This window comes from Streptomyces spectabilis (assembly GCF_008704795.1).
GTDB classification, from domain to species: domain Bacteria; phylum Actinomycetota; class Actinomycetes; order Streptomycetales; family Streptomycetaceae; genus Streptomyces; species Streptomyces spectabilis.
In genome coordinates this window covers 7,323,761-7,350,078 of the sequence record NZ_CP023690.1, presented here as the reverse complement: position 1 = coordinate 7,350,078, position 26,318 = coordinate 7,323,761, and the positions used below count along the sequence as shown (strand labels likewise).

At 73.4% G+C, this 26,318-nt stretch carries 23 protein-coding genes; 18 read left to right on the top strand and 5 right to left on the bottom strand.

All coding sequences use genetic code 11. The features are described from left to right. Nucleotides 1–6: 6 nt before the first annotated feature. The gene (locus tag CP982_RS41905) at nucleotides 7–2,100 is read left to right on the top strand and encodes an immunoglobulin domain-containing protein (protein ID WP_170316298.1); all 2,094 of its coding nucleotides are present in this window, start codon (nucleotides 7–9) and stop codon (nucleotides 2,098–2,100) included. Here the strand turns inward: CP982_RS41905 and CP982_RS32175 are convergent. Together CP982_RS32175 and rsgA are read right to left on the bottom strand one after the other, a co-directional pair. Beyond that, a complete protein-coding gene (locus CP982_RS32175) occupies nucleotides 2,090–3,481 on the bottom strand; it encodes a bifunctional transcriptional activator/DNA repair enzyme AdaA (protein WP_150513658.1) in 1,392 nt (463 codons plus the stop codon). The two genes, CP982_RS41905 and CP982_RS32175, sit on opposite strands and share 11 nt — an antisense overlap. A gap of 179 nt (nucleotides 3,482–3,660) precedes the next feature. Continuing rightward, a complete protein-coding gene (gene rsgA, locus CP982_RS32170) occupies nucleotides 3,661–4,800 on the bottom strand; it encodes a ribosome small subunit-dependent GTPase A (RefSeq protein WP_150513657.1) in 1,140 nt (379 codons plus the stop codon). A gap of 469 nt (nucleotides 4,801–5,269) precedes the next feature. Here rsgA and CP982_RS32165 point away from each other — a divergent pair, with 469 nt between their 5' ends. Together CP982_RS32165 and CP982_RS32160 are read left to right on the top strand one after the other, a co-directional pair. Next, complete coding sequence (locus CP982_RS32165; RefSeq protein WP_150513656.1) at nucleotides 5,270–8,167, top strand: glycoside hydrolase family 2 TIM barrel-domain containing protein; 2,898 nt, start codon at nucleotides 5,270–5,272, stop codon at nucleotides 8,165–8,167. 76 nt (nucleotides 8,168–8,243) lie between these two features. Beyond that, nucleotides 8,244–8,654, top strand: a complete 411-nt coding sequence (locus CP982_RS32160; protein ID WP_150513655.1) for a VOC family protein — start codon at nucleotides 8,244–8,246, stop codon at nucleotides 8,652–8,654. 42 nt (nucleotides 8,655–8,696) lie between these two features. Here the strand turns inward: CP982_RS32160 and CP982_RS32155 are convergent, their stop codons facing one another. Together CP982_RS32155 and CP982_RS32150 are read right to left on the bottom strand one after the other, a co-directional pair. Beyond that, on the bottom strand, nucleotides 8,697–9,431 hold the full coding sequence (locus tag CP982_RS32155; RefSeq protein WP_150513654.1) for a helix-turn-helix domain-containing protein: 735 nt from the start codon (nucleotides 9,429–9,431) through the stop codon (nucleotides 8,697–8,699). Nucleotides 9,432–9,441: 10 nt separating this feature from the next. Then, nucleotides 9,442–10,383, bottom strand: coding sequence for an AraC family transcriptional regulator (locus tag CP982_RS32150; protein ID WP_150513653.1), 942 nt, complete (start codon nucleotides 10,381–10,383; stop codon nucleotides 9,442–9,444). A gap of 81 nt (nucleotides 10,384–10,464) precedes the next feature. Here CP982_RS32150 and CP982_RS32145 point away from each other — a divergent pair, with 81 nt between their 5' ends. Next, nucleotides 10,465–11,337 (top strand): NmrA family NAD(P)-binding protein, encoded by an 873-nt coding sequence (locus tag CP982_RS32145; RefSeq protein WP_150513652.1) that lies wholly within the window; start codon nucleotides 10,465–10,467, stop codon nucleotides 11,335–11,337. A gap of 38 nt (nucleotides 11,338–11,375) precedes the next feature. Here CP982_RS32145 and CP982_RS32140 read toward each other — a convergent pair whose 3' ends face one another. Next, nucleotides 11,376–12,506, bottom strand: coding sequence for a YihY/virulence factor BrkB family protein (locus CP982_RS32140; protein WP_150513651.1), 1,131 nt, complete (start codon nucleotides 12,504–12,506; stop codon nucleotides 11,376–11,378). Between the two features lie 17 nt (nucleotides 12,507–12,523). Between CP982_RS32140 and CP982_RS32135 the strand changes: the two genes are divergently transcribed. The 14 genes from CP982_RS32135 to CP982_RS32075 all read left to right on the top strand — a co-directional run bounded on the left by CP982_RS32135 (nucleotide 12,524) and on the right by CP982_RS32075 (nucleotide 26,277). After that, a complete protein-coding gene (locus CP982_RS32135) occupies nucleotides 12,524–14,158 on the top strand; it encodes an acyl-CoA dehydrogenase family protein (protein ID WP_150513650.1) in 1,635 nt (544 codons plus the stop codon). A gap of 302 nt (nucleotides 14,159–14,460) precedes the next feature. Continuing rightward, nucleotides 14,461–15,762, top strand: a complete 1,302-nt coding sequence (locus CP982_RS32130) for a GAF domain-containing protein (protein WP_150513649.1) — start codon at nucleotides 14,461–14,463, stop codon at nucleotides 15,760–15,762. 115 nt (nucleotides 15,763–15,877) lie between these two features. After that, the gene (locus CP982_RS32125; RefSeq protein WP_150513648.1) at nucleotides 15,878–16,438 is read left to right on the top strand and encodes a GNAT family N-acetyltransferase; all 561 of its coding nucleotides are present in this window, start codon (nucleotides 15,878–15,880) and stop codon (nucleotides 16,436–16,438) included. A gap of 188 nt (nucleotides 16,439–16,626) precedes the next feature. Next, on the top strand, nucleotides 16,627–16,710 hold the full coding sequence (locus CP982_RS43145; protein ID WP_311775233.1) for a putative leader peptide: 84 nt from the start codon (nucleotides 16,627–16,629) through the stop codon (nucleotides 16,708–16,710). A gap of 112 nt (nucleotides 16,711–16,822) precedes the next feature. Continuing rightward, the gene (locus CP982_RS32120) at nucleotides 16,823–18,520 is read left to right on the top strand and encodes a nitrite/sulfite reductase (protein WP_150513647.1); all 1,698 of its coding nucleotides are present in this window, start codon (nucleotides 16,823–16,825) and stop codon (nucleotides 18,518–18,520) included. Nucleotides 18,521–18,548: 28 nt separating this feature from the next. Further along, on the top strand, nucleotides 18,549–18,728 hold the full coding sequence (locus CP982_RS32115) for a hypothetical protein (protein ID WP_150513646.1): 180 nt from the start codon (nucleotides 18,549–18,551) through the stop codon (nucleotides 18,726–18,728). Beyond that, entirely contained in the window at nucleotides 18,725–19,444 is a 720-nt protein-coding gene (locus CP982_RS32110) for a phosphoadenylyl-sulfate reductase (RefSeq protein WP_150513645.1), read from the top strand. Before CP982_RS32115 ends, CP982_RS32110 begins: the two co-directional genes overlap by 4 nt. Further along, entirely contained in the window at nucleotides 19,441–20,007 is a 567-nt protein-coding gene (gene cysC / locus CP982_RS32105) for an adenylyl-sulfate kinase (protein WP_150513644.1), read from the top strand. The genes CP982_RS32110 and cysC overlap by 4 nt, the downstream gene beginning before the upstream one ends. Further along, nucleotides 20,004–20,972: a sulfate adenylyltransferase subunit CysD gene (gene cysD / locus CP982_RS32100; protein WP_221515279.1), complete on the top strand. Its 969-nt coding sequence runs from the start codon at nucleotides 20,004–20,006 to the stop codon at nucleotides 20,970–20,972. Before cysC ends, cysD begins: the two co-directional genes overlap by 4 nt. A gap of 2 nt (nucleotides 20,973–20,974) precedes the next feature. Beyond that, complete coding sequence (locus CP982_RS32095) at nucleotides 20,975–22,324, top strand: sulfate adenylyltransferase subunit 1 (protein WP_150513643.1); 1,350 nt, start codon at nucleotides 20,975–20,977, stop codon at nucleotides 22,322–22,324. A 308-nt stretch (nucleotides 22,325–22,632) separates the two neighbouring features. Next, complete coding sequence (locus CP982_RS32090) at nucleotides 22,633–23,718, top strand: aliphatic sulfonate ABC transporter substrate-binding protein (RefSeq protein WP_221515340.1); 1,086 nt, start codon at nucleotides 22,633–22,635, stop codon at nucleotides 23,716–23,718. A 42-nt stretch (nucleotides 23,719–23,760) separates the two neighbouring features. After that, nucleotides 23,761–24,570 (top strand): ABC transporter ATP-binding protein, encoded by an 810-nt coding sequence (locus CP982_RS32085; RefSeq protein WP_221515278.1) that lies wholly within the window; start codon nucleotides 23,761–23,763, stop codon nucleotides 24,568–24,570. Continuing rightward, complete coding sequence (locus CP982_RS32080) at nucleotides 24,557–25,465, top strand: ABC transporter permease (protein ID WP_150513642.1); 909 nt, start codon at nucleotides 24,557–24,559, stop codon at nucleotides 25,463–25,465. The genes CP982_RS32085 and CP982_RS32080 overlap by 14 nt, the downstream gene beginning before the upstream one ends. Beyond that, a complete protein-coding gene (locus CP982_RS32075; protein ID WP_150513641.1) occupies nucleotides 25,465–26,277 on the top strand; it encodes a sirohydrochlorin chelatase in 813 nt (270 codons plus the stop codon). Before CP982_RS32080 ends, CP982_RS32075 begins: the two co-directional genes overlap by 1 nt. The last annotated feature ends 41 nt before the right edge of the window (nucleotides 26,278–26,318 follow it).

Below are 26,318 nucleotides of genomic sequence, written 5' to 3'. Positions count from 1 at the left end.
GCCGCCATGAGACGCCACCTTCCCCTGACCGCGGCGGCGGCGACCCTCGCCGCGCTCGCGGTGCCCTTCGCGGGGTTCGCGCCGGCCGCCGACGGAGCGAACTCCCCGGCGGGCGGGCTCGGTTACCACCGCGCCGCCGACTTCGCCACGGCGGGCAGACCCCTCGACGTCCTGGTCCACCCCGAGTCCGGCAAGCTCTACGTCGGCTCCGACGACGACGCGGGCACAGCGGACGTCAACGAGATGGGCCTGTACGTCCTGGACCGCGCCGACGGCACCGTACGCGGCCACACCGCCAAGGCGCCCGGCTCCACGGGCGCGCCCCGCGAGGCGGCCGTGCGCCGCATCGCGGGGCCGCTGCCCGGCGACGGCGTCGTCTTCCACTACCCGCTCAAGGGCCTCGGCACGGCCAGGGGCGGCGACCCGGAGGCGAAGGGCGTCTGGCTGCCGGGCGCCAAGGTGACGGACGTCGGACCGGGCGTCGCCGCCGGTACGACGCTGGTCGCCCAGGGCACGGACCTCGCGGAGGTCGACACGGCCACCGGCGCGGCCGCGCGGACGGTGACCCTCGCGGGCGGCGGGCAGTTCGCCGTCGACGCGCGCCGCGAGGCGGTGTGGTCGGCCGACCTCGCGAACAACCGCCTGTACCGCGTCGACACCGACTCCTTCACGGTGACCAGGACCGTCGAACTCCCCGTCGCCGAGGGGGCGGAGGGCTTCACCGCTGTCGATCCGGACACGGGCGCGGTGTGGGTGGGCCGCCAGGACAAGATCATGGTGTTCGGCGCGGACGGCACCGCGCGCACCACCCTCACCGGCACCGACCTCGCCCGGGACGTGGCCTTCGACGGCGGCCGCGCGTACGTCGCCTGGCAGGACGTCGGCGACCCGGACGCGCCCGGGTACGACGGGCAAGGCGCCCTGACGGTCCTCGACACCGGCACCCTGAAGCCCGCCGCGAAGCCGGTGCCGCTGCACGGCAACGTCGCCCAACTGGGCGCCGCAGCCGTCGCGGTGGCGCCGGGCGGCGCCGAGGTCTTCGTCACCAGCCCCGCCCAGGGCCGCGTCACCCGGATCGTCCGCGCGACGCCACCGCGCGTCACCGAGTCGCCCGAGGACGTCACGGCGAAGGACGGCGCCGAGGTCACGCTAGAGGCCCGCGCCGAGGGCTCCCCCGAGCCGGTCGCGCGCTGGCAGCGCAGCACGGACGGCGGCCGCTCCTGGCGCGCCGTCGAGGGCGCGACCACCGCCTCGTACACCTTCACGGCCCGCACCGCCCAGGACGGTCACCTCTTCCGCGCCGAGTTCGGCAACGACGCGGGCACCGCGCACACCGAGCCCGCGACCCTGACGGTCGAGGGCGCGCGACCGGGCGACGAGGGCTCCGCCACCGGCCCCGACGGCCAGAGGCTCACGGTCACCCCGGTGCGCGGCCTCGCGCCGCACGACCAGAAGGTGACGGTCACCGGCACCGGCTACGACCGCAAGAAGGGCATCTACGTCGCCCTCTGCGTCGACAACGGCCCCGGCAGGACGCCGACGCCCTGCGTGGGCGGGGCGGCCACCACCGGCGGCGCCAAGTCCTCGGCGTGGATCTCCGACGACCCGCCGCCGCACGGCGGCGACCTCGCCACGCCCTACGGCGAGAACGGCTCCTTCGAGGTCGGCCTGACCCTCGACGCGAAGGACGCGTACACCGACTGCCTCACGACGCGGTGCGTGCTCGCCACCCGCGCCGACCACACGCGTCCGGGCGACCGGTCGCAGGACGTACGGGTACCGGTGACGTTCGCGGACGACGGAGGCGACGGGGACGACGGAGGCGAAGGAGGCGACACCGGCGGCGGGGGCGACGACCCCGGCGACGGCTCGGCGGGCGGATCCGGCTCCGGGACCACCGGCGGGTCCGGGGGCGGCAGTGGCGGCGGGCCCGGCGGCGGCTCGGTGGGCGGCGGGTCCGACACCACCTCCCCCACCGGCGGCAGCCTCGCCTCCACCGGCGTGACGGTGGCATCGGCCGCGGCCCTCGCGGCGGCCCTCGTCGCGTCGGGCTGGTACGCGCTGCGCCGCGCCCGGCGTCCCGCGGGACTCAGCCGGTGACCGACGGCCCTGACGGCTCCGTACGCGCCTGCGCGCGCAAGTGCCGCACCGCGTACGACCGCCAGGGCCGCCACGCGTCGTCCACCCGCTCCCCCGGCAGGGCCACGTCCGGGTCACCCAGCGCCCGCATGCGGATGACGGCGGCCGCCGTCGCGTCCACGCCGTCCACGGCGAGCAGCCGCCGCTCGGCGTCGTCGCGGTCCACGCCCGCGTCCAGGCGTACGACGCCCTCGGCGAGCGCGGCCGCGAGCGGAAGGCGGTCGGCCAGGGCCGCGGGCTCGGGGAAGACGTGCGTGAGCGCGCCGCACGGGGACGCCAGCGGCGTGCCGTGCTCCGCGACGATCCGCGCGGCGGCCTCCGGGCCCACGGCCGCGCGGATCGCGAACTCCTCGGGGTCCGCTGCGCCCGGCGACCGCAGCCCCGGCCGGGCCCGCACCAACGGCGCGAGGCGGGCGTGCGCGCCGAGCCGGTCGTCGACGGCGTACGGGTCGGCGTCCAGGTCGAACAGACCGCGCAGCCGCTGCACGGCCGTGGTCAGGTCCCGCAGGTCCGTCAGGTGCAGCCGGGCTTCGAGCCAGCCGCCCTGCCCGGCGTCGCCGCGCCTGCGCGGGTCGCGCTCCTCGACGGCCACGATGCCCGAGGCGTGCGGGAGGCGCAGCGTGCGCCGGTAGGTGCGGGTGCCGCGCTCGCCGCGCATGTCCTCCACGCCGGGCAGCGCCTCGTCGGCCAGCAGGTCGAAGGCGGCGACGGTCTGGTAGGGCCCGCGGTAGGCGAGCCGCAGCGGGATGCCCGCGGCGGGCGTGGCCCGGCCGCCGCCCCGCTTGGGCGCGGCGGCGCGCAGGGCGGTCGGCGTCAGCGCGTACACGGCGCGGATGGTGTCGTTGAACTGCCGCACGCTCGCGAAGCCCGCCGCGAACGCGATCTCCGTGACCGGCAGGTCGGTGGTCTGGAGCAGCACGCGCGCGGTGTGCGCGCGCTGTGCCCGGGCGAGCGCGACGGGGCCCGCGCCCACCTCGGCGGTGAGCTGGCGCTGCACCTGCCGGGCGCTGTACCCGAGCCGCACCGCGAGCCCGCCCACGCCCTCGCGGTCCACGACCCCGTCGCCGATCATCCGCATGGCGCGGCCCACGACGTCCGCGCGTACGTTCCACTCCGCGGACCCCGGCACGGCGTCCGGGCGGCACCGCCGACAGGCCCGGAAACCCTGGCTCTGCGCGGCGGCGGCCGTCGGATAGAACTTCACGTTCTGCCGCTTGGGCGTCACGGCGGGACAGCTCGGCCGACAGTAGATCCCGGTCGTGGACACGGCGAAGAAGAACTCCCCGTCGAACCGGGCATCGCGACTGCGGACGGCTTCGTACCTGGTGTCGAGATCGTTCACACGTCCAGTGTGAGCGGCGCCCCGGACACCGGCTAGCGGAAATCGGACACGTAGTCCGCTGTGGGCAATCGTCCCGCAGGGCGGAACGGGTGGGCACAGCCCCGGGCGCCGAGCCACCGCACGACCGGGGCCGGTCCCGGGGCAGCCGGGGGGGTACCCCCGAGCCCGAAACGGAGGCGCTACCGGAGCCGCCCCCGCTTGGCCTCCATCGCGGCCTTGCCCTCGGCCCCCCGCCGCCGCCACTCGCGCCGCATCTCCGCCCGCACCCGCGCGTCCGTCTTCGCGACGATCCGCTGGTTCTCGCGCAGCAGCTTCCGGTAGCTGTCGAGGCGCCGCTCGTGCAGCGTGCCGTCCTCCAGGGCGGCGAGCACCGCGCAACCGGGCTCCGCGACGTGTGCGCAGTCCTGGAAGCGGCAGCCCCCGGCCAGTTCCTCGATCTCGGCGAAGACCTGCCCGACGCCGCTCCCGGCGTCCCACAGGCCGACGCCGCGCAGCCCCGGCGTGTCGATGAGGACACCGCCGCCGGGCAGCGGGATGAGGTTGCGGGTGGTGGTGGTGTGCCGTCCCTTGCCGTCGACATCGCGGACGGCCCGCACGTCCATGACGTCGGCGCCCGCGAGCGCGTTGGCGAGGGTGGACTTGCCCGCGCCCGACTGCCCGAGCAGGACGGAGGTGCCGCCGGAGACCACGGCGGCGAGCACGTCGACGCCGTCCCCCCGCGCCGCGCTGACGGGCAGCACCGGCACGCCGGGCGCGGCGGTCTCCACGTCCTGCACGAGGTGGCCGAGCGACGCGGCGTCGGGCACGAGGTCGGCCTTGGTGAGCACGACGACGGGCTGCGCCCCTGACTCCCAGCCGAGCGCGAGGAACCGCTCGACGCGCCCGAGGTCGAGCTCGGCCGCCAGGGACACGGCGATGACCGCGTGGTCGACGTTGGCGGCGAGGATCTGCCCCTCGGACCGCTTGGAGGAGGTGGACCGCACGAACGAGGTGCGCCGCGGCAGATAGTCGCGCACGTACCGCGGGTCGCCGCCGGGCGCGTCCACGGCCGCCCAGTCCCCGGTGCAGATGACCCGCAGCGGGTCGTGCGGCGTGACGTAGGTGGTGTCGGCCCGGATGACACCTTCCTCGGTGACGACCAGGTCGCAGCTGCCCCGGTCGACCCGGATCACCCGGCCGGGCAGCAGCCCGCGCTCCGCGTACGGGGCGAAGGCGGCCTCCCAGTCCTCGTCCCAGCCGTACGCGGCGAGCGCGTGGGCGCCGACGGCCGACGGGGCGGAAGAGGACGAGGAGGAGAAGTCGGAAGAAGACGAAGACAAGGGGAGAACCCTTCACAAGGGTGGCCCCGGCCCGCGCACGACGGCGCGGCGAAAGACGCGGAGAGAGGTCAGCCGGAGACCACGGAGGTGGATGTGATGACGAACGTCCGAACGCGGGCAACACCCATCGCAACGACAGCCATTGATCACACCTCCACTCACGACTCGACCTGCGGCGGCGACACACGCCACCGGGGAACGGACAGGACTCTAGACCCGCCCGCCGACGCCACGCCACTCCTTTTCCGACGGCTTCCAATGGCTTCCGACGGCTTCCGACGGCTTCTGTCGACTTCCGACGGCACGGCCGCACACCGCCCCCGCGCCGCCCGCCGGTCACCCGCCCGCCGTCGGCCCGCCACCCGGCCGCCACCCCGGCGGCACCCCGTCCAAGCCCCCCGGCAGAAATCCAACAACGCCCGCCCCGAAATGATTGAGCGGCGGTGCCCCCGCACGTTCTGATGGAGGCATGGAGCTCTCCTACCACGAGGACGTGTCCCCCGGTACCGGCGGTCTGCCGCCGCGTGCGTGGTACGCGGGGTCGGACGCCGCCGTGCTCTCGCTGAACGGCAGCTGGCGGTTCCGGCTCTCGCCCGGGGCCGCGGTCGAGGACGAGTCGTTCGCCGCCGACGGGTTCGACGCGACGGCCTGGCACGAGGTCGTGGTGCCCGGGCACTGGGTGCTGCAGGGCCACGGCGCGCCGGTCTACACGAACCAGATGTATCCGTTTCCCGTGGATCCGCCGCGGGTGCCGACCGAGAATCCGACGGGTGACCACCTGCGCGGCTTCGACCTGCCCGACGACTGGCCCGCGGGCGGCGACGCCACGCTGCGGTTCGACGGCGTCGAGTCGTGTGCGCGGGTGTGGCTCAACGGCTCGCTCCTGGGCGAGTTCAAGGGGTCGCGCCTGCCCCACGAGTTCGCGGTGGGCGCGCTGCTCAGGCCCCGCGACAACGTGCTCGCGGTGCGGGTGCACCAGTGGTCGTCGGGGTCGTACCTGGAGGACCAGGACCAGTGGTGGCTGCCGGGCGTCTTCCGCGACGTCACGCTGACGCACCGGCCCGAGGGCGCCGTGCGCGACCACTTCACGCACGCGTCGTACGACCACCGCGACGGCACCGGCACGCTCCGCGTGGAGTCGGACGTCGCGGGGCGCGTGACCGTGCCGGAGCTGGGCATCGACATCGCCACCGGCGAGAGCGCGACGGTGGCGGTGGAGCCGTGGTCGGCGGAGCGGCCGCGCCTGTACGACGGGGTCCTCGCCACGCCGGGCGAGCGGGTGCCGCTGCGCATCGGGTTCCGTACGGTCGCCCTGAAGGACGGCCTGATCACCGTGAACGGGCGGCCGATCCTGTTCCGCGGCGTGAACCGGCACGAGTTCCACCCGGAGACCGGACGCGCGGTCGACATCGACACCATGCGCACCGACGTCCGGCTGATGAAGATGCACAACATCAACGCCGTCCGCACCGCCCACTACCCGCCGCACCCCGCCTTCCTCGACCTGTGCGACGAGCTCGGCCTGTGGGTCATCGACGAGTGCGACCTGGAGACGCACGGCTTCACGATGCGGCAGTGGCGCGGCAATCCGGTCGACGACGAGCGCTGGACCCCGGCGCTCCTCGACCGCGCGGCCCGCACCGTCGAGCGCGACAAGAACCACCCGTCGGTCGTCATCTGGTCGCTCGGCAACGAGTGCGGCACCGGGCGCGGCCTGACCGCCATGGCCGAGTGGATCCGCGCCCGCGACCCGGGGCGGCTGCTGCACTACGAGGGCGACCCGTCGTGCGCGGACACCGACATGTACTCGCGCATGTACGCCGACCACGCCGAGGTCGAGCGGATCGGCCGCCGCGAGGACGGCGGCCCGCAGGCGCGCGGCGCGCTGCCCTTCATCCTGTGCGAGTACGCGCACGCGATGGGCAACGGCCCCGGCGGACTGAGCGACTACCAGCGCCTGTTCGAGACGTACGAGCGCCTGCAGGGCGGGTTCGTGTGGGAGTGGACCGACCACGGCCTCACCCACCCCACGCTCGGCTACGCCTACGGCGGTGACTTCGGCGAGGAGCTGCACGACGGGAACTTCGTCTGCGACGGCCTGTGCTTCCCCGACCGCAGACCCTCGCCGGGCCTGACCGAGTACAAGCGGGTGATCCAGCCGGTGCGGTTCGCCTACGACGCGGACACCGGCACGGTCCGGGTGACCAACCTGTACGACTTCGCCGACCTGTCGGACCTCTCCTTCGAGTGGACGTACCACTCCGACGCGGCGGCCGGCACCGGCGGCGACGTCCCTTCGGTCTCCGGGCCCCTGGACGTGCCGCCGGACCTCGGGCCCGGGCAGAGCGTCGAGCTGAAGCTGCCGGAGCCGCCCGCCACCGCGCGGGACGCCGAGACCTGGCTGCACCTGGCGGCGCTCGTCTGCGAGGAGACCAACTGGGCGGCCCTCGACCACTCGGTGGCGTTCGCCGACTTCCCCGTCACCGCGCGCCCGCCCGTGCCGGTCGCCACGGGTGCGCGGCCGCGCCGCCGCGGCTACGACCTGACGCTCGGGCCCGGCCGCTTCGACGTCCGCACCGGCGAGCTGCGCGCCCTCGGCGACATCACGCTGCGCTCCGCGCCGCGCCTGGACGTGTGGCGGGCGCCCACCGACAACGACGACGGCGCGCCGTGGCAGCCCGACACCCGCTACGGCCCGCTGTGGCGCGCGCTCGGCCTGCACCGGATGCACCACCGGATCGACGGCCTGGAGGTGGAGGAGGACGCGCTGACGGTGCGCACCCGCGTGGCGCCCGCCGCCCGCGACCTCGCGCTTCGCACCGTCTACCGCTGGACGTCCGACGGCACGGCGCTGCGCCTGGCCGTGTCGGTGACGCCGGAGGGCGACTGGGAGGCACCGCTGCCCCGGCTCGGCGTGCGGCTCGGCCTGCCCGCGGTCCACCGGCTCGCGCACTGGTTCGGCAGCGCGGGCGAGGCGTACCCGGACACCCGGGCGGCCGCCCGGATGGGGTGGTGGTCGTCGTGGGTGGAGCAGTTGCAGACGCCCTACCTGCGGCCGCAGGAGAACGGGGCCCGCGCGGACGTGCGCTGGGCGGAGCTGCGCACGGGCTTCGACGGGCCGGGGGTGCGGATCGTGGGCGATCCCGCGTTCTGGTTCACGGCGCGCCCGTGGTCCACCGAGGAACTGGACGCCGCCACGCACCGCACCGACCTCGTGCCGGGCGACACGCTGTGGGTGCACCTGGACCACGGGCAGCGCGGCATCGGCTCCCAGTCGTGCGGGCCCGGCGTCCTTCCGCAGTACGAACTGCGCGCCTCCTTCGCGGAGTTCGCCCTCACCTTCTCGGTGGCCGAACCGGGCCGGTGAGGGAGCCAGGTGCGCCTGCCCGGTGGTGTCCGTTTCCTTCAAGACCACGGGTGGGCGCCCCGCCTACGCTCCCGGCATGAACAGCGAAAGCAGCACACCCCACGTCACGCCCCGGCTCGATCTGATCGGCATCGTCACCTCCGACATGGCGGCATCGCTGGCCTTCTACCGCCGGCTCGGCCTCGTGTTCGAGGCCGGCTCCGAGGAGGCTCCGCATGTGGAGACCACCCTGCCGGGCGGTCTGCGGGTGGCCTTCGACACCGAGGACACCCTCCGGTCCTTCATGCCCGGCTGGCAGCCCCCCGCCGACTCCGGGCGGCTCGGGCTCGCCTTCCACTGCGGCACGTCCGCGGGCGTGGACGCGGTGTACGAGGAGCTGGTGGCGGCCGGATACCGCTCGGAGCTGAAGCCGTTCGACGCGCCGTGGGGGCAGCGGTACGCGGTGGTGCTCGACCCGGACGGCAACGGGGCCGATCTGTTCGCTTGATCTGCGGGTTCGTCGTGGCTGGTCGCGCATTTCCCCGCGCTCCTACGGGGCGCCGCCCAACAGCAGCCCCAGCGGCATGCCCGTCAACTCCTTGACGTCCCGGGCCAGATGGGCCTGGTCGGCGAAGCCCGCGGCGGCTGCCGTCTCGGCCTGGCCAAGGCCGTCGCGGGCCAGTGCGAGCGCCCGCTGGAGGCGCAGCACGCGGGCCAGCGTCTTGGGGCCGTAGCCGAAGGCGGGCAGCGCGCGGCGGTGCAGTTGGCGCGCGCCGAGCCCCACGGCGGCGGCCGTCTCGGCGACGCCGCGGCCCGCGTTCAGATGCGCCACGACGCGGGCGAGCAGCGGGTCGGGGGCCGGGGCGCGGTCCGTGCGCTCGTACGCGAGGCGCTCCAGGGCGGCCAAGGGGTCGGCGGCCGCGTCCACGCGCGCGGTCAGACGGCGGACCTCGGCGGCGCTCCACAGGTCCGCGAGGTCGACGCGCCGGTCCCGCAGTTCGTGCGCGGGGACGCCGAGGACGGCCGGGGCCGTGCCGGGGGCGAAGCGGATGCCGGCGTAGCGGCCCGGGGGCGCCGCGGTGCCGGGCGCGTGGGCGCGGGTGTCCGGGCCCGCGACGAACAGCCTGCCCTCGGTCCACAGCAGGTCCATGCACCCGTCGGGCAGGACGGCGGAGCCGCCGCCCGAGGGGTGCGCGGTCTTGGTCCACACGACGGCGCCGGGCAGCAGCGGCGAGGGCCGCTCGGCGTACCCGGCGGTCTTCTCGCCCCGCTCCCCCGCGGCCATGGTCCCCAGGCTACGCCGCGCCCGTGCGGTGCTCCTGCGGGCTGACGCCGTACACCCGTTTGAAGGCGCTGGACAGCGCGAACGCGCTGCCGTAGCCGACCTTGCGGGCGATCGCGGCGATCGTCTGCTCGCTGTCGCGCAGCAGGTCCGCGGCGAGCGCGAGCCGCCAGCCCGTCAGATACGTCATCGGGGGCTCGCCCACGAGCTCGGTGAAGCGGCGGGCGAGCGAGGCCCGCGACACGCCCGCCTTCGCGGCGAGCGAGGCCACCGTCCAGGCGTGCGCGGGGTCGTCCTGGAGGAGCCGCAGGACCGGGCCGACCACCGGGTCGCCGAGCGCCCGGTACCAGGCGGGGGCGGCCGCCTCCGGGCGGGAGAACCACGCGCGCAGGGCCGCGATGAGCAGCAGGTCGAGCAGCCGGTCGAGGACCACCTCCTGGCCCGGCTCGTCCTTGCCGATCTCCTCGGCGAGGAACGGCGTCAGGGGGCAGTCCCACACCTCGGTGGGCAGCACGAGCAGCGGCGGTAGCGCGTCCAGGAGCCGCGCGGTGATCTCGCCCCGCATCTGGTACGTCCCGATCAGCATCTGGACCGGGCCGCCGGGCTGGCCCCACGCGCGCATCCCGAAGCGCGCGTAGTGGTCGTCCGCGGCGCCGTTCAGGGGCACGCAGGCCTGGCCGGGCCGGATCTCCGCGAAGGGCCGGGTGTCCCGCTCGCCCGCGACGAGGTAGTGGTCGGGGCCGCGGGCGATGGCCACGTCGCCGGGGCGGACGAGCTGGGGCACCGGCCCTGCGGGGCCTTCGGGGACGATCCAGGCGTCGCCCCGCACCATGATCATGACCGAGACCGGAGCCTCGTCCGCGATGCGCACGGCCCACGGCGGCTCGAAGCACGCCTTGATCATGAAGGCCCCCCGTGCGCGCGGGCCCTCCAACAAGCCGGCGAGTACGTCCATGGGGGCAGCGTAGACGCACGCGTATGGGGGCGAGTTCCTGACGGATGGCCGCGGGGCCCTGGCGGCAGTTGACTTCAGGGCATGACGACGAACGCGCAGCACACGACGGACGACCCGGCCACCGGCACCGCTCTCACGGTCCTCGTGACCGGGGCCACCGGGCGCACCGGCAGCCGGGTCGCGCAGGCCGCCCGCGCGGCGGGGCACACCGTGCGGGCCGCCTCCCGCTCCGGCGAGGTCCGCTTCGACTGGAACGAACGCTCTACCTGGGACCACGCGCTGCACGGCGCCGACGCGGCCTCCCTCGCCTACCTCCCCGACGTCGGCGCGCCCGGCGCGGCGGACGCCGTGGGCGCACTCGCCCGGCGGGCCGCGGAGCTGGGCGTGCGGCACCTCGTGCTGCTCTCCGCGCGCGGCGAGGACCAGGCGCACGCCACGGAGCGTGCCCTCGCGGACTCCGGGGTCGCCCGGTGGACGGTCGTCCGCGCCAGTTGGTTCATGCAGAACTTCAGTGAGGGCCCGCTCGTCGAAGGACTGCGGGCCGGGGAGCTCGTCTTCCCCGCCGGCGAGGTCCTCGAACCGTTCGTCGACGTACGGGACATCGCGGACGTGGTGGTCGCGGTGCTGGCCGCCGGGGAGCGGTACGCCGGGCGGATCATCGAGGTGAGCGGGGCGCGGCCGCTCTCCTTCCGGGACGCGGTGGCGGAGCTGGCGGCGGCGAGCGGGCGCCCTCTCGCATACGTACCCGTGGGGGCGCGGGAATACGGTGCCTCACTCACCGAATTCGGCGTTCCGGAAAGCGAAGTGGAATTTCTGATCGAGCTTTTCGAGACGAATCTGGACGGGCGCAACGCACATGTCTCGGACGGCGTTCGGGAGGTGCTCGGACGGGAGCCCCGGGAATTCTCCGATTTCGTGCGCGAGGCGGTGGAGGCGGGCGCCTGGAAGGACTGAACCCCGCCTCGGCCCGCCCGTAAAGGGAGGGCGGGCCGCTACAGGTCCGGGGAGTCGTCCCGTTTGGCGTGGTGGGCGCGGAGGCGGCCCGAGACGTCGTCCGGGGGCAGGAAGCGGGACCAGCGCTCGGGGAACTCCGCGGGCATGTCGGGGTCGTCGGGATCGTCGTCGGCCCGCGCCGCCGCGGCCCTGGCGATGAGCTCGGCCGCCCTGGCCTCCTTGACCCGGTCCTGCGCGGCCCGCGCCGCGGCCGTCTGGAGAGACGGCCAGACCCGGTCGATCGCCGCGTTGACGGCGGCGCCGACGAGGACGGCGAAAGCGGACACACCGATCCACAACAGGACGGCGACGGGCGCCGCGAGGGAGCCGTAGATGGTGGGCCCCTCCACCGTGCTCGTCAGATAGATGCGCAGCAGGAAGCTGCCGAGGACCCACATGCCGAGGGCGATGAGCGCGCCCGGCATGTCCTCCACCCACGGCGACCGCACCGGAACCGACACGTGGTAGAGCGTGGTCAGGAAGACGACGGAGAGCAGGATCACCACGGGCCAGTACAGGATCTGCACGACCGTCGTCGAGCCCGGGACCAGCTTCACCACCGCGTCCGGGCCCGCCACCATCAGCGGCAGCGCCACCGAGCCGATGACCAGGGCAACGAGGAAGAGCCCGAAGGCGAGCAGCCGGGTCTTGACGATGCCGCGGGCCCCGTCGAGTCCGTACATGACGGTGATGGTGTCGATGAAGACGTTGACGGCGCGGGAGCCGGACCACAGGGCGAACAGGAACCCTATGGAGACGACGTCCGGACGGCCGACCTTCATGACGTCTTCGAGGATCGGCTGAGCGATCTCGCGCACGCCTTTTTCGGACAGGATCGTGCGGGCCGCTTCCAGGATGTTGTTCTCCACGCTCTCGATCGTGCGGGCGCCGGTCCACCGGTCCACGTAGGCGAGGAGTCCGATGAGGCTGAGGAGCAGCGGCGGCACGGAAAGGAGCGTGAAGAACGCCGCTTCCGCAGCGAGTCCCAGGATGCGGTACTCGATGCAGGAGTTGACGGTGTCCTTCAGCAGCAGCCAGGCGGTCCTGCGCTTGGAGACGTTGCGGTAAAGAGCGCGGGCCCGGTTCCAGCGGCCCGGTGGGCGCCCGGGTGTTTCTTTTGCCTGGTGCACCTCCTTACCGTAGCGGCATGGCAGCCACCACCCACACAGTGACCAACCAGGCTCCGCCCCTGGTGGGATACGACGTCTTCACGTGCGACCGGGCTCTCGTCGAGGGCGTCGAACGTCATCTCGACGGGTCGCTCCTCGACGACGCGCGCGCGGAACTCTCCTTGCTCGGCCGCACCGCGGGCTCCGCGCAGGCGCAGGAGTGGGGGGCGCTCGCCAACGAGAATCCACCCGTTCTGCACACACACGACCGTTATGGGAACCGTGTCGACGAAGTCGCCTTCCACCCGGCGTGGCACCGGCTACTCGGCAAGGCCGTCGCGGCGGGCCTGACCTCCGCCTGGAACAGGCCGGGCGGGCACGTGCGGCGCGCGGCCGGGTTCCTGGTGTGGACGCAGGCCGAGGCGGGACACGGGTGCCCGGTGTCGATGACGCACGCGGCGGTTCCGGCGCTGCGCACCGACCCGGCCCTTGCCGCCGAGTGGGAGCCGCTCCTGACGTCGACCGTGTACGACGACGGGCTGCGGCCCGCCGCGCAGAAGGCGGGCGCGCTCTTCGGCATGGGAATGACGGAGAAGCAGGGCGGAAGCGACGTACGCGCGAATACGACGCGTGCCACCGCGCTTTCCGAGGAGGGCACGTATGAACTCGTCGGGCACAAGTGGTTCTGTTCCGCTCCCATGTCCGACGGATTCCTGGTGCTCGCGCAAGCGGAGGCCGGACTCACCTGTTTTCTGGTGCCCCGGGTCCTGGCCGACGGGACGCGGAACGCGTTCGCGATCCAGCGGTTGAAGAACAAACTCGGAAACCGCTCCAACGCCTCCAGCGAGGTCGAGTTCGACGGGACGTGGGCGCGGCGGGTCGGGGACGAGGGGCGCGGGGTGCGCACCATCATCGAGATGGTGGCGGCGACCCGGCTCGACTGTGTGATCGGCTCGGCGGCGCTGATGCGGCAGGCCGTCGCGCAGGCCGTGCACCACGCCACGTACCGGGAGGCGTTCGGCGGCAAGCTCGTCGACAAGCCGCTGATGCGCAACGTCCTCGCGGACCTGGCCCTGGAGTCGGAGGCGGCGACGACGCTCGCGCTGCGCCTCGCCGCCGCGTACGACGACGGGAGCGAGCGCGAGCGGGCGTTCCTGCGGCTCGCGGTGCCCGCGGCCAAGTACTGGGTGACCAAGCGGAGCACGCCCCTCGCCGCGGAGGCCCTGGAGTGCCTGGGCGGCAACGGCTACGTGGAGGACTCGGGCATGCCGCGGCTGCTGCGCGAGTCGCCGCTGAACTCGATCTGGGAGGGCTCAGGGAACGTCCAGGCCCTCGACGTGCTGCGCGCGCTCCAGCGGGAGCCGCTGGCCCTGAACGCGTTCCTGGAGGAGGTGGGCGCGGCGCGCGGCGCCGACCACCGCCTCGACGCGGCGATCAAGGACCTGCTCACGGAGCTCGCCGATCTCCAGGGCGTGGAGGCGCGGGCGCGGCGGCTGGTCGAGCGGATGGCCCTGGTGCTCCAGGGCTCGCTCCTCGTGCGCCACGCGCCGCCCGCCGTCGCGGACGCGTTCTGTGCCTCGCGGCTCGGCGGGGACTGGGGCGCGGCGTTCGGCACGCTGCCGCACAGCCTGGATCTGCGGGCGGTCGTGGACCGGGCGGCCGTGCACCTCTGACGGGCGGCCGGACCCCGCCGTCCGGGGCGCTCGGCACGGGCTGCCGAGCGGCCCTGTCACGGGGGTGGTGCTGCGCCGACACGGCACCACCCCCGGTCTTCAGGTCCCCGTCGGGACGGGCGCCGCGCGGGGCGGCGTGCTGCCAAGTTTTGGACACCGCACGACTGTTCGCCAGAGTTGCAGGGGGTTGCAACTCCGGCCTTCAACAACACGGCCGAAGCATGTCCTTCGACCTGCCCCAGCGGGCACGATGAGTAGGTGTCCGCGCTGTGGGCCTGCTCGGAGAGCGGGAGGAAACCGGTATGAACACGCATGCCACGTTCGACCTGGAGCGGCTCGCCGCCGCGAACGCCGGCCAGGCCACACGGGTGCTCATGGAGATGCGGGACGCCCGGATCGCGGGGCAGCGCGCCAGGTTCGGGCCGCGGCCCGTCATCGGCGCGTCGTGGGACCGGATGCTGGCGAACGGCGTCGACCCCGAGCGGGACCACCGCACGGGCGTGCTGAGCACGGACGAGGTGGAGCGGCGGCGGCAGACCTCGCCCCTGAAGACCATCCTGCCGGTGCTGCGCGAAGGGCTGCTGTCCGTCGCGGACGTGGCCCAGCACATCATGGTGATCGCGGACGCCGACGGGCGGCTGCTGTGGCGCGAGGGCAACAAGTCCGTGCTCAAGATGGCCGACGGGCACGGCTTCGACGTCGGCGCCGACTGGCGCGAGACCGTCGTGGGCACGAACGGCGTGGGCACGTCGATCGTCACCCGGCGGCCCGTCCAGGTCTTCGCCGCCGAGCACTTCGTGCGCTCGCACCACCCGTGGACGTGCACGGGCGCGCCCATCACCGACCCGCGCGACGGGCGGCTGATCGGCGTCGTCGACATCAGCGGCCCGCTCGACACCATGCATCCGGCGACCCTCGCCCTGGTCTGCTCGGTCGCCAAGCTCGCCGAGGCCCGGCTGCGCGAGGGGCATCTGACGGCCCTGGACCGGCTGCGCTCGGTGGCGGCGCCACTCCTCGCCCGCCTCGACGGGCGCGCCGTGGCGGTGGACGCGCACGGCTGGACCGCGGCGGTCACCGGCATGCCGCCGGTGGACCGGATCACGCTGCCCAAGTCCCTGACCGACGGCCGGGCGTGGCTGCCGTCGCTCGGCCGGTGCGCGGTGGCGCCGCTGCCCGGCGGCTGGCTGCTGCGCGTGGAGGACGACGAGGCCGCCGTGGCCGCCACCTCGGCCATGACCCGGGTGGTGGTGGACGTCAGCGGGGAGCGCCGCTGGTCGGTGACCGTCAGCGGCAGCGCGGGCTGCTGGACGCACGAACTCTCCCCGCGCCACGCCGAGTTGCTCTACCTCCTCGGCACGCAGCGCGCGGGGCGCAGCGCGGCGGGGCTCGCCGCCGACCTGTTCGGCGACCCCGGCCGCACGGTGACGGTCCGCGCCGAGCTGTCGCGCGTCCGGCGCTATCTGGGCGGCCTGGTCGCGCACCGCCCGTACCGCTTCCACGAGGAGGCCGACGTCGATCTGGTGCTGCCGGACGACGCGGCGCGACTCCTTCCGCACTCCATGGCCCCGGCGGTGATACGGGCCCGGGCGGGCGCGGGGCCCTGAGGCCGGGGGCGCGCCCGCAGCCGCACCCCCGCCGCGGTGACACGAGTCAGGCCCGTGCCGGGCGGGCCCCGCCCCTCGTGGCGGCCCCGGTCCGCCCCGTGATTCCCTGGCCGCCATGAGCATCACTGTCACCACCTGGTCCCTGGAGCAGACCGCTCCCACCGATCTGCGGCCCGCCGCCGAGCCGGAAGGCGACGTGCGGATCGTGCGGGCCGAGGTGCCCTCGCCCGAGTTCAGCCGGTTCCTCTACTCCGCCGTCGGCGGCGACATCCAGTGGATCGACCGTCTCTCGCTCAGCTACGAGCAGTGGCGGGAGCAGCTGACGCGGCCGGGCGTGGAGACGTGGGTCGCGTACGAGAAGGGCACGCCCGCCGGGTACGTGGAGCTGGACGCGCAGGACGACGGGGTCGTGGAGATCGTCTACTTCGGCCTGATCCCCGCCTTCCGGGGGCGCCGCATCGGCGGCCACCTCCTGTCCTACGGCACCGCCCGGGCCTGGGACCTGGCCGACCGCTGGCCGGAGCGGACGCCCACCGAGCGGGTGTGGCTCCACACGTGCAGCCTGGACGGCGAGCACGCCATGGACAACTACACGCGGCGCGGCTTCAAGCTCTTCAAGACGGAGACGTCCGAGCAGCCCGAGCAGCCGACGCCGGGCCCGTGGCCGGGGGCCTGAGCCACGAAATCCGGCGCTCCGCGCCTCGTCCGTGAACGCCGGACGGGCTGGAGGATCCAGCCCGTCCGGCGTTTGAGGACGAGGCGCGGAGCGCCCATACAACTACCCGAGTCCACTATCCGAGACAACTTCGTCCACAGGATGGACAGTGGTGGACGGTGCCGAAAGGCGCATGCCACGCTTTCGCCATGTCCCGCACTGGAATCGCCTTGGTGAGTCGACGTCACGTCGACCTCGTTCGCGTGTCCAGCGCCATGTGTCCGGCGAGCTGAGAGACCCAGCACCGCCGCTTTCCCTGAACTGACCCCTCCCCGCGCACCGCCGCGCCTTCTGCGCGAGTGCGCAGGTCAGAGCCGCTCTCAGTCTGCCGTGAAGGACACACCCATGGCCACCGTCCCGGATCGATCCACGCCTGCCGCACCCCGCCGCAAGACGGGCCGCCACCGTGGCGAGGGCCAGTGGGCCGCCGGTCACTTCACTCCGCTGAACGGCAACGAGCAGTTCAAGAAGGACGACGACGGTCTCAATGTGCGGACACGCATTGAGACGATCTACTCCAAGCGCGGCTTCGACTCCATCGACCCCAACGACCTGCGCGGCCGGATGCGCTGGTGGGGCCTCTACACCCAGCGCAAGCCCGGGATCGACGGCGGCAAGACCGCGATCCTGGAGCCCGAGGAGCTGGACGACGAGTACTTCATGCTGCGGGTGCGGATCGACGGCGGGCGGCTGACCACCGAGCAGCTGCGCGTCATCGGCGAGATCTCGCAGGAGTTCGCGCGCGGCACCGCCGACATCACCGACCGGCAGAACATCCAGTACCACTGGATCCGCATCGAGGACATGCCGGAGATCTGGCGCCGCCTGGAGGGCGTGGGCCTGTCCACGACCGAGGCCTGCGGCGACACCCCGCGCGTCATCCTGGGCTCGCCCGTCGCCGGGATCGCCGAGGACGAGATCATCGACGGCACGCCCGCGATCGACGAGATCCACCGCCGCATCGTCGGCAACCCGGCGTTCTCGAACCTGCCGCGCAAGTTCAAGTCCGCGATCTCCGGCTCGCCGCTGCTCGACGTGGCGCACGAGATCAACGACATCGCGTTCGTCGGCGTGCGCCACCCCGAGCACGGGCCCGGCTTCGACCTGTGGGTCGGCGGCGGTCTCTCCACCAACCCCAAGATCGGCCAGCGGCTCGGCGCCTGGGTGCCCCTCGACGAGGTGGCGGACGTCTACGAGGGCGTCATCTCGATCTTCCGCGACTACGGCTACCGCCGCCTTCGCACCCGCGCCCGGCTGAAGTTCCTGCTCGCCGACTGGGGAGCCGAGAAGTTCCGCCGGGTCCTGGAGGACGAGTACCTGCTGCGCAAGCTCGTCGACGGGCCCGCGCCCGAGCAGCCCCTCCAGCGCTGGCGCGACCACGTGGGCGTGCACCGGCAGCAGGACGGCAACTACTACGTCGGCTTCGCCCCGCGCGTCGGCCGCGTCGACGGCACCACGCTCACGAAGATCGCCGACCTCGCCGCCGGGCACGGCTCGGGCCGTCTGCGGACCACCGCCGAGCAGAAGATGCTGGTCCTCGACGTGGCCGAGGACCAGGTCGCCTCCCTGGTGGCGGGCCTGGAGTCGCTCGACCTTGCGGTGCGCCCCTCCCCCTTCCGGCGCGGCACCATGGCCTGCACCGGCATCGAGTTCTGCAAGCTCGCCATCGTCGAGACGAAGGCGCGCGGCGCCTCGCTCATCGACGAACTGGAGCGCCGCGTCCCGGACTTCGACGAGCCGATCACCATCAACATCAACGGCTGCCCGAACGCCTGCGCGCGCATCCAGGTCGCCGACATCGGCCTCAAGGGCCAGCTCGTCCTGGACGAGAACGGCGACCAGGTCGAGGGCTTCCAGGTGCACCTGGGCGGCGCCCTCGGCCTGGAGGCCGGGTTCGGCCGCAAGGTGCGCGGCCTGAAGGTGACGTCCGCCGAGCTGCCGGACTACGTGGAGCGGGTCCTTGGACGCTTCCAGGCCGAGCGCGCGGACGGCGAGCGGTTCGCCGCCTGGGTCGCGCGGGCCGACGAGAGCGCCCTTTCGTGAGCGCCGCGAGCGAGACGAGGACCACATCATGAGCGAGCGGGCCGCCCCCTTCTACTGCCCCTACTGCGGCGACGAGGACCTGCGTCCGGGCGAGCAGGGCCACGGCGCGTGGGAATGCGCGGCGTGCAACCGTGCCTTCCAGTTGAAGTTCCTCGGGTTGCTCACCCGTGGACTTCAGCGCAACGACGGTGGAGAGGCAGCGATATGACGACCATTCAGCAGGTGTCGGCCGACACCCCGGCCGACGAGTTGAAGACGCTCGCCGAGCGGGCCGGGCGCGACCTGGAGGACGCCTCCGCCCTGGAGATCCTCACCTGGGCGGCCGGCACCTTCGGCGCGCGCTTCTGCGTCACCTCCTCGATGGAGGACGCGGTGGTCGCCCACCTCGCGTCCCGCGCGCGCCCCGGCGTGGACGTGGTGTTCCTCGACACCGGCTACCACTTCCCGGAGACCATCGGCACCCGTGACGCCGTCGAGGCCGTGATGGACGTCAACGTCCTCACCCTGACGCCGGTGCAGTCCGTGGCCGAGCAGGACGCCGAGCACGGCCCGCGCCTGCACGACCGCGACCCCGACCTGTGCTGCGCCCTGCGCAAGGTCAAGCCACTGGAGGACGGTCTGACGCCGTACCTCGCGTGGGCCACGGGGCTGCGCCGCGACGAGTCGCCGACGCGCGCGCACACGCCCGTCGTCGGCTGGGACGACCGGCGCCGCAAGGTGAAGGTCTCCCCCATCGCCCGCTGGACGCAGGACGACGTGGACGCCTACGTCGCCGAGCACGGCGTGCTCACCAATCCGCTGCTCATGGACGGCTACGGTTCCGTGGGCTGCGCCCCGTGCACCCGACGCCTCCTCGACGGCGAGGACGCGCGCGCCGGCCGCTGGGCCGGACGCGCCAAGACCGAATGCGGGCTGCACGGATGAGCGCCCCCCGACCCGTCCAGGAGACCGACGTGACCGGAGCCACCGTCTGGCTCACCGGCCTGCCGAGCGCGGGCAAGACCACCATCGCGTACGAGCTCGCGCGCACCCTGCGCGAGCGGGGCCGCGCGGTCGAGGTGCTCGACGGCGACGAGATCCGCGAGTTCCTCTCGGCGGGCCTCGGCTTCGGCCGCGCGGACCGGGACACCAACGTGCAGCGCGTCGGCTTCGTCGCCGAGCTGCTCGCCCGCAACGGCGTGCTCGCGCTCGTCCCCGTGATCGCCCCGTTCGCGGACAGCCGCGAGGCGGTGCGCAAGCGCCACCAGGCGGGCGGCACGCCGTACTTGGAGGTGCACGTCGCCACGCCCGTGGAGGTGTGCTCGGTGCGCGATGTGAAGGGCCTGTACGCCAAGCAGGCCGCGGGCGAGCTGTCCGGGCTCACCGGCGTCGACGACCCGTACGAGGAGCCCGAGTCGCCGGACCTGCGGATCGAGTCGCAGGACCAGACCGTGCAGGAGTCCGCCGCAGCCGTGCACGCGCTGCTCACCGAGAGGGGTCTGGCATGACGACCGCCGCAAGCGTGGAGGCCGCCGGGGAGGCCGGGGACGCCGCGGGGAACCGCGCGGGGAGCAGCCCGTACGCGCTCAGCCACCTGGACGCCCTGGAGTCCGAGGCCGTCCACATCTTCCGCGAGGTGGCGGGCGAGTTCGAGCGGCCGGTGATCCTGTTCTCCGGCGGCAAGGACTCCATCGTCATGCTGCACCTGGCGCTGAAGGCCTTCGCCCCGGCCGCGGTCCCCTTCTCGCTCCTGCACGTCGACACCGGGCACAACTTCCCCGAGGTCATCGAGTACCGCGACCGCGTGGTCGCGGAGCACCGGCTCCGGCTGCACGTGGCCTCCGTGCAGGACTACATCGACCGCGGCGCGCTCAAGGAGCGCCCCGACGGCACCCGCAACCCGCTCCAGACGCTGCCGCTGACGGAGAAGATCGCCGCCGAGCGCTTCGACGCGGTCTTCGGCGGCGGGCGCCGCGACGAGGAGAAGGCGCGCGCCAAGGAGCGGGTGTTCTCGCTGCGGGACGAGTTCTCGCAGTGGGACCCGCGCCGCCAGCGGCCCGAGCTGTGGCAGCTGTACAACGGCCGGCACGCCCCGGGCGAGCACGTGCGCGTGTTCCCGCTGTCCAACTGGACCGAGCTGGACGTGTGGCAGTACATCGCCCGGGAGCGGATCGCGCTGCCCGACATCTACTTCGCCCACGAGCGCCCCGTCTTCCGGCGCAGCGGCATGTGGCTGACCGCCGGGGACTGGGGCGGCCCCAAGGACGGCGAGGACGTCGAGACGCGCCTGGTGCGCTACCGCACCGTCGGCGACATGTCCTGCACCGGAGCCGTCGACTCCGACGCGACCACGCTTGAGGCCGTCATCGCCGAGATCGCCGCCTCCCGGCTCACCGAGCGCGGCGCGACCCGGGCCGACGACAAGCTCTCCGAGGCCGCGATGGAAGACCGCAAGCGCGAGGGGTACTTCTAACCATGACCAGCACCACCGCCGCCGCACAGCTGGCCGGGCTCTCGGCCACCACCCTGCTGCGCTTCGCCACCGCGGGCTCCGTCGACGACGGCAAGTCCACCCTCGTGGGCCGCCTCCTGCACGACTCCAAGTCGGTCCTCACCGACCAGCTGGAGGCCGTCGAGCACGCCTCGCGCGCACGCGGCGCCGAGGGACCCGACCTCGCGCTGCTCACCGACGGCCTGCGCGCCGAGCGCGAGCAGGGCATCACCATCGACGTCGCCTACCGCTACTTCGCGACCCCGCGCCGCCGCTTCATCCTCGCCGACACCCCCGGCCATGTGCAGTACACCCGCAACATGGTCACCGGCGCCTCCACCGCCGACCTCGCCGTGGTCCTGGTCGACGCCCGCAACGGCGTGATCGAGCAGACCCGCAGGCACGCCGCGGTGGCCGCGCTCCTGCGCGTGCCGCACGTGGTGCTCGCGGTGAACAAGATGGACCTGGTCGCCTACGCGGAGCCGGTCTTCGCGAAGATCGCCGAGGAGTTCACCGCGTACGCCACCGAGCTGGGCGTCCCGGAGGTCACCGCCATCCCGATCTCCGCGCTCGCCGGGGACAACGTGGTGGAGCCGTCGTCGAACATGGACTGGTACGGCGGCCCGACCGTCCTGGAGCACCTGGAGACCGTGCCGGTCAGCCACGACCTGACCAGCTGCCACGCGCGCCTGCCCGTGCAGTACGTGATCCGGCCGCAGACCCCCGAGCACCCCGACTACCGCGGCTACGCGGGGCAGATCGCCGCGGGCACGTTCCGCGTCGGCGACGAGGTGACGGTGCTGCCGTCGGGGCGCACCACCAAGGTCGCGGGCATCGACCTGCTCGGCAGGCCCGTGGACGTGGCGTGGACGCCGCAGTCGGTGACCGTGCTCCTGGAGGACGACCTCGACATCTCGCGGGGTGACATGCTCGTCCCGAGCAGTGATACGCCGACGAGCACCCAGGACATCGCCGCCACCGTCTGCCACGTCGCCGACACGCCCTTGCGCGTGGGCCAGCGGGTGCTGCTCAAGCACACCACCCGCACGGTCAAGGCCATCGTCAAGCAGATCCCGTCCCGGCTCACCCTGGACGACCTGTCGCAGCACCCGAACCCGGGGATCCTCGCCGCCAACGACATCGGCCGGGTCCTGGTGCGCACCGCGGAGCCGCTCGCGCTCGACGCGTACGCGGACTCGCGCCGCACCGGGTCCTTCCTCCTGATCGACCCGGCGGACGGCACGACCCTCGCCGCCGGGATGGCGGGCGAGGCCTTCGCCAGGGCCGAGGCGCCCGCGTCGGCGGCGGACGACGAGGACGGGTGGGACTTCTGACCATGTCCTCCCCCGATGTCTACTCGACCTTCGCCAAGGAGGGCGGCCGCGTCGGCAGCGGCGCCCTCGGCGCGGGCTCCGGCGGCGTGACGCGATGTGTGCGGTGACGTACGCGCACCGCTCGCGCGCCCTCACCCCCCGCCGTCCCTTCGTACGCAGACGAAGATCCGCCGACATCCACCCGGCCGCACCCTGACCGTGCTCCCGCCGGGCGAACGAGAGGAACCCCTCCCGTGCCAGCCATCCGCACCCCTGGCTCCCCTTCTCCCCGCGCTCCCCGCTCCGCCCGCGCGCGCCGCACCGGCCGTCTGACCGCCGTCGCCGCGCTCCCCCTGCTCGCGCTCACCCTCTCCGCCTGCGGATACGGCTCGGACTCGGACAAGGACGACAACGGCAAGGCGAAGATCGCCGCCGATGCGAAGAAGATCGACGGTCTGGACGAGGTGAAGATCGGCTACTTTCCGAACCTCACCCACGGCACGGCGCTCGTCGGCGACCACGAGGGCCTGTTCCAGAAGGAGCTGGGCGCCACCAAGGCGTCGTACGCGCAGTTCAACGCGGGCCCCTCGGAGATCGAGGCGCTGAACTCGAAGTCCATCGACATCGGCTGGATCGGCCCGTCGCCCGCCATCAACGGCTACACCAAGTCCGACGGCGAGAACCTGCGCATCATCGGCGGCTCGGCCTCCGGCGGCGTGAAGCTCGTGGTGAACCCCAAGAAGATCAAGTCCCTCGACGACGTCAAGGGCAAGAAGATCGCCACACCGCAGCTCGGCAACACCCAGGACGTGGCCTTCCTCAACTGGATCAAGGAGAAGGGCTGGAAGGTCGACGCCCAGAGCGGCAAGGGCGACGTCTCCGTGGTCCGCACCGACAACAAGATCACCCCGGACGCCTACAAGTCCGGCTCGATCGACGGCGCCTGGGTGCCGGAGCCCACCGCGTCCAAGCTGGTCGCCGAGGGCGCGAAGGTGCTGCTCGACGAGGCGGACCTGTGGCCCGGCAAGAAGTTCGTGATCACGAACATCATCGTGCGGCAGCAGTTCCTGAAGGACCACCCCAAGGTCGTCGAGGCCGTGCTGCGGGGCGCGGTGAAGGCGAACCAGTTCATCCAGGACAACCCGGAGAAGGCCAAGGCCGCCGCCAACGCCAAGCTGAAGCAGCACTCCGGCAAGGCGCTGCCCGCCGAGGTCATCGACCCGGCCTGGAAGTCGATCCAGTTCACCAACGACCCGCTGGCGGCGACGCTCGACACCGAGGCCGAGCACGCCGTGAAGGCGGGCCTCCTGGAGCAGCCCGACCTCAAGGGCATCTACGACCTGGGGCCGCTCAACCAGGTCCTGAAGGCGGCAGGCGAGCCCGCGGTCGACGACGCCGGTCTCGGCGTCAAGTAACCAGCCCACGCCAACAGTTCAGGTTCTCAGGAGGTGACGACCATGGGCACGACGCTCACCAAGGCACCGCGGGGCGCCGCAGCGGCCGCGCACACCACGGACGCGGGCGGGGTCGCCGCGCGCATCGAGCACGTCTCGAAGTCCTTCGCCACACCGGCGGGGCAGCAGCTCGTCCTGGACGACATCACCCTGGACGTCGGCCAGGGTGAGTTCGTCACCCTCCTGGGGGCCTCGGGCTGCGGCAAGTCGACCCTGCTCAACCTCGTGGCCGGGCTCGACCGGCCGAGCGCGGGCAGCATCGCCACCGACGGCCGCCCGGCCCTGATGTTCCAGGAGCACGCGCTCTTCCCGTGGCTGACCGCGGGCAAGAACATCGAGCTGGCCCTGAAGCTGCGCGGCCTCGCCAAGGCCGAACGCCGTCCCAGGGCCGAGGAGTTGCTTGCGCTCGTCCGGCTCGACGGCGCGTACGGCAAGCGCGTGCACGAGCTGTCCGGCGGCATGCGCCAGCGGGTCGCGCTCGCCCGCGCCCTCGCCCAGGACAGCAAGCTGCTGCTCATGGACGAGCCGTTCGCGGCGCTCGACGCGATCACGCGGGACGTGCTGCACGACGAGCTGACCCGGATCTGGCGCGAGACCGGCGTGTCGGTCCTGTTCGTCACGCACAACGTCCGCGAGGCGGTACGGCTCGCCCAGCGCGTGGTCCTGCTGTCCTCGCGGCCCGGCCGGGTGGCGCGCGAGTGGACCGTCGGCATCGAGCAGCCGCGCCGCATCGAGGACGCGGCCGTGGCGGAGCTCTCCGTCGAGATCACCGAAGAACTGCGTGGGGAGATCCGCCGCCATGGGCAGCACTGAGACGACGACCCCCGCTCCACGCGAGGGCGCCGAGCGGGACACCCACGACCTGGCCGGTCTGGAGGCCGGCCTGGACGCCCTGGACACCGTGCAGACACGGCGCACCCCGCTGCGCGAGACGCTTCTCCAGAAGGTCCTGCCGCCGCTGACGGCGGTCCTGCTCGTCCTCCTCGTCTGGCAGATCCTCGTCTGGGCGAAGGTGACCGACAGCTACAAGCTGCCCGCCCCCGACGCGGTCTGGCACGAGATCGAGATCGCCTGGCGGCAGGGCACGCTGCTCGACTACATCTGGACGTCCGTCTCGCGCGGCATGCTCGGCTTCCTGATGGCCCTGGCCATCGGCACGCCGCTCGGTCTGCTCGTGGCCCGCGTCCGCTTCGTGCGGGCGGCCATCGGCCCGGTCCTCTCGGGCCTGCAGTCCCTGCCGTCGGTGGCGTGGGTGCCCCCGGCGGTGATCTGGCTCGGCCTCAACGACAAGATGATGTACGCGGTGATCCTGCTCGGCGCGGTGCCGTCGATCGCCAACGGCCTGGTCGCGGGCGTGGACCAGGTGCCGCCGCTGTTCCTGCGGGCGGGCCGCACGCTCGGCGCCACCGGGCTCCGCGGCACCTGGCACATCGTCATGCCCGCCGCCCTGCCCGGGTATCTGGCGGGACTGAAGCAGGGCTGGGCGTTCTCCTGGCGGTCGCTGATGGCCGCCGAGATCATCGCGCAGTCGCCGGACCTCGGGATGGGACTCGGCCAGCTCCTGGAGGCGGGCCGCACCAACAGCAGCATGTCGCAGGTCTTCCTCGCCATCCTGCTGATCCTGATCGTCGGCATCGCCATCGACCTGCTGATCTTCAGCCCCCTCGAGCGCTGGGTGCTGCGCAGCCGCGGCCTGTTGGTGAAGTGATGACGACGCGCCCGCCCGCCTCCCCCGCCCTGCTGGTCATCGCCCACGGCAGCCGCGACCCGCGGCACGCCGCGACGGTGCGCGCCCTGGTGCGCCGCGTGCGGACGCTGCGCCCCGGACTGCGGGTGGAGGTCGGCTTCCTGGACTTCGACGCCCCGGCCGCGGGGGACGCGCTGCGGTCCCTGGCCGCCGACGGCGTACGGGACGTGGTCGCGCTGCCCCTCCTGCTGACCCGCGCCTTCCACGCGAAGGCCGACGTCCCCGCCGTGCTCCGCGAGGCCCCGGCCGGGATGCGGGTGCGGCAGGCAGGGGTGCTCGGCCCCTCGCCGCTGCTGCTCACCGCGCTCGAACAGCGGCTGTACGAGGCGGGGCTCGACCCCGCCGACAAGGCCACGACCGGGGTGGTCCTCGCCTCGGCCGGCTCCACAGACCCGGAGGCGATCGCAGTGATCGCTGACATCGCGCGGGAGTGGCGGCGTACCGGTTGGTGCGCCGTGCGGCCTGCGTTCGCCTCCGCGGGACTGCCCCCTACCGAGGGGGCAGTCCACTCGTTGCGGGGTGTGCCCGGGGTGCGGCGGGTGGCCGTCGCTCCCTACGTACTGGCTCCCGGGTTCCTGCCCGACCGGATCGCTCGGGGGGCCGCCGACGCCGATGTGCTCGGCGGCGTGCTGGGGGATTCGCCGCTGGTGGCCCGGGTGCTGCTCGAACGGTTCGATTCGTGCCGCCGCTTCGCGGCGGATTTCACCTACCCGCCCGCCCGTGCGGGGCACTTCCCGGCAGGGGTCGGGGGTGCCCTGCCCGCCGCCGGGTAGCACCGCTGGACCTTGCCCCTGGGGCAGACCCCAGGCTTGCG

Excerpts from the sequence above, each read along its gene's own strand:
- CP982_RS41905 (WP_170316298.1), top strand. The coding sequence starts at position 7 with ATGAGACGCCACCTTCCCCTGACCGCGGCGGCGGCGACCCTCGCCGCG.
- CP982_RS32165 (WP_150513656.1), top strand. The coding sequence starts at position 5,270 with ATGGAGCTCTCCTACCACGAGGACGTGTCCCCCGGTACCGGCGGTCTG.
- CP982_RS32160 (WP_150513655.1), top strand. The coding sequence starts at position 8,244 with ATGAACAGCGAAAGCAGCACACCCCACGTCACGCCCCGGCTCGATCTG.
- CP982_RS32155 (WP_150513654.1), bottom strand. The coding sequence starts at position 9,431 with ATGGCCGCGGGGGAGCGGGGCGAGAAGACCGCCGGGTACGCCGAGCGG.
- CP982_RS32150 (WP_150513653.1), bottom strand. The coding sequence starts at position 10,383 with ATGGACGTACTCGCCGGCTTGTTGGAGGGCCCGCGCGCACGGGGGGCC.
- CP982_RS32145 (WP_150513652.1), top strand. The coding sequence starts at position 10,465 with ATGACGACGAACGCGCAGCACACGACGGACGACCCGGCCACCGGCACC.
- CP982_RS32135 (WP_150513650.1), top strand. The coding sequence starts at position 12,524 with ATGGCAGCCACCACCCACACAGTGACCAACCAGGCTCCGCCCCTGGTG.
- CP982_RS32130 (WP_150513649.1), top strand. The coding sequence starts at position 14,461 with ATGAACACGCATGCCACGTTCGACCTGGAGCGGCTCGCCGCCGCGAAC.
- CP982_RS32125 (WP_150513648.1), top strand. The coding sequence starts at position 15,878 with ATGAGCATCACTGTCACCACCTGGTCCCTGGAGCAGACCGCTCCCACC.
- CP982_RS43145 (WP_311775233.1), top strand. The coding sequence starts at position 16,627 with ATGTCCCGCACTGGAATCGCCTTGGTGAGTCGACGTCACGTCGACCTC.
- CP982_RS32120 (WP_150513647.1), top strand. The coding sequence starts at position 16,823 with ATGGCCACCGTCCCGGATCGATCCACGCCTGCCGCACCCCGCCGCAAG.
- CP982_RS32115 (WP_150513646.1), top strand. The coding sequence starts at position 18,549 with ATGAGCGAGCGGGCCGCCCCCTTCTACTGCCCCTACTGCGGCGACGAG.
- CP982_RS32110 (WP_150513645.1), top strand. The coding sequence starts at position 18,725 with ATGACGACCATTCAGCAGGTGTCGGCCGACACCCCGGCCGACGAGTTG.
- cysC (WP_150513644.1), top strand. The coding sequence starts at position 19,441 with ATGAGCGCCCCCCGACCCGTCCAGGAGACCGACGTGACCGGAGCCACC.
- cysD (WP_221515279.1), top strand. The coding sequence starts at position 20,004 with ATGACGACCGCCGCAAGCGTGGAGGCCGCCGGGGAGGCCGGGGACGCC.
- CP982_RS32095 (WP_150513643.1), top strand. The coding sequence starts at position 20,975 with ATGACCAGCACCACCGCCGCCGCACAGCTGGCCGGGCTCTCGGCCACC.
- CP982_RS32085 (WP_221515278.1), top strand. The coding sequence starts at position 23,761 with ATGGGCACGACGCTCACCAAGGCACCGCGGGGCGCCGCAGCGGCCGCG.
- CP982_RS32080 (WP_150513642.1), top strand. The coding sequence starts at position 24,557 with ATGGGCAGCACTGAGACGACGACCCCCGCTCCACGCGAGGGCGCCGAG.
- CP982_RS32075 (WP_150513641.1), top strand. The coding sequence starts at position 25,465 with ATGACGACGCGCCCGCCCGCCTCCCCCGCCCTGCTGGTCATCGCCCAC.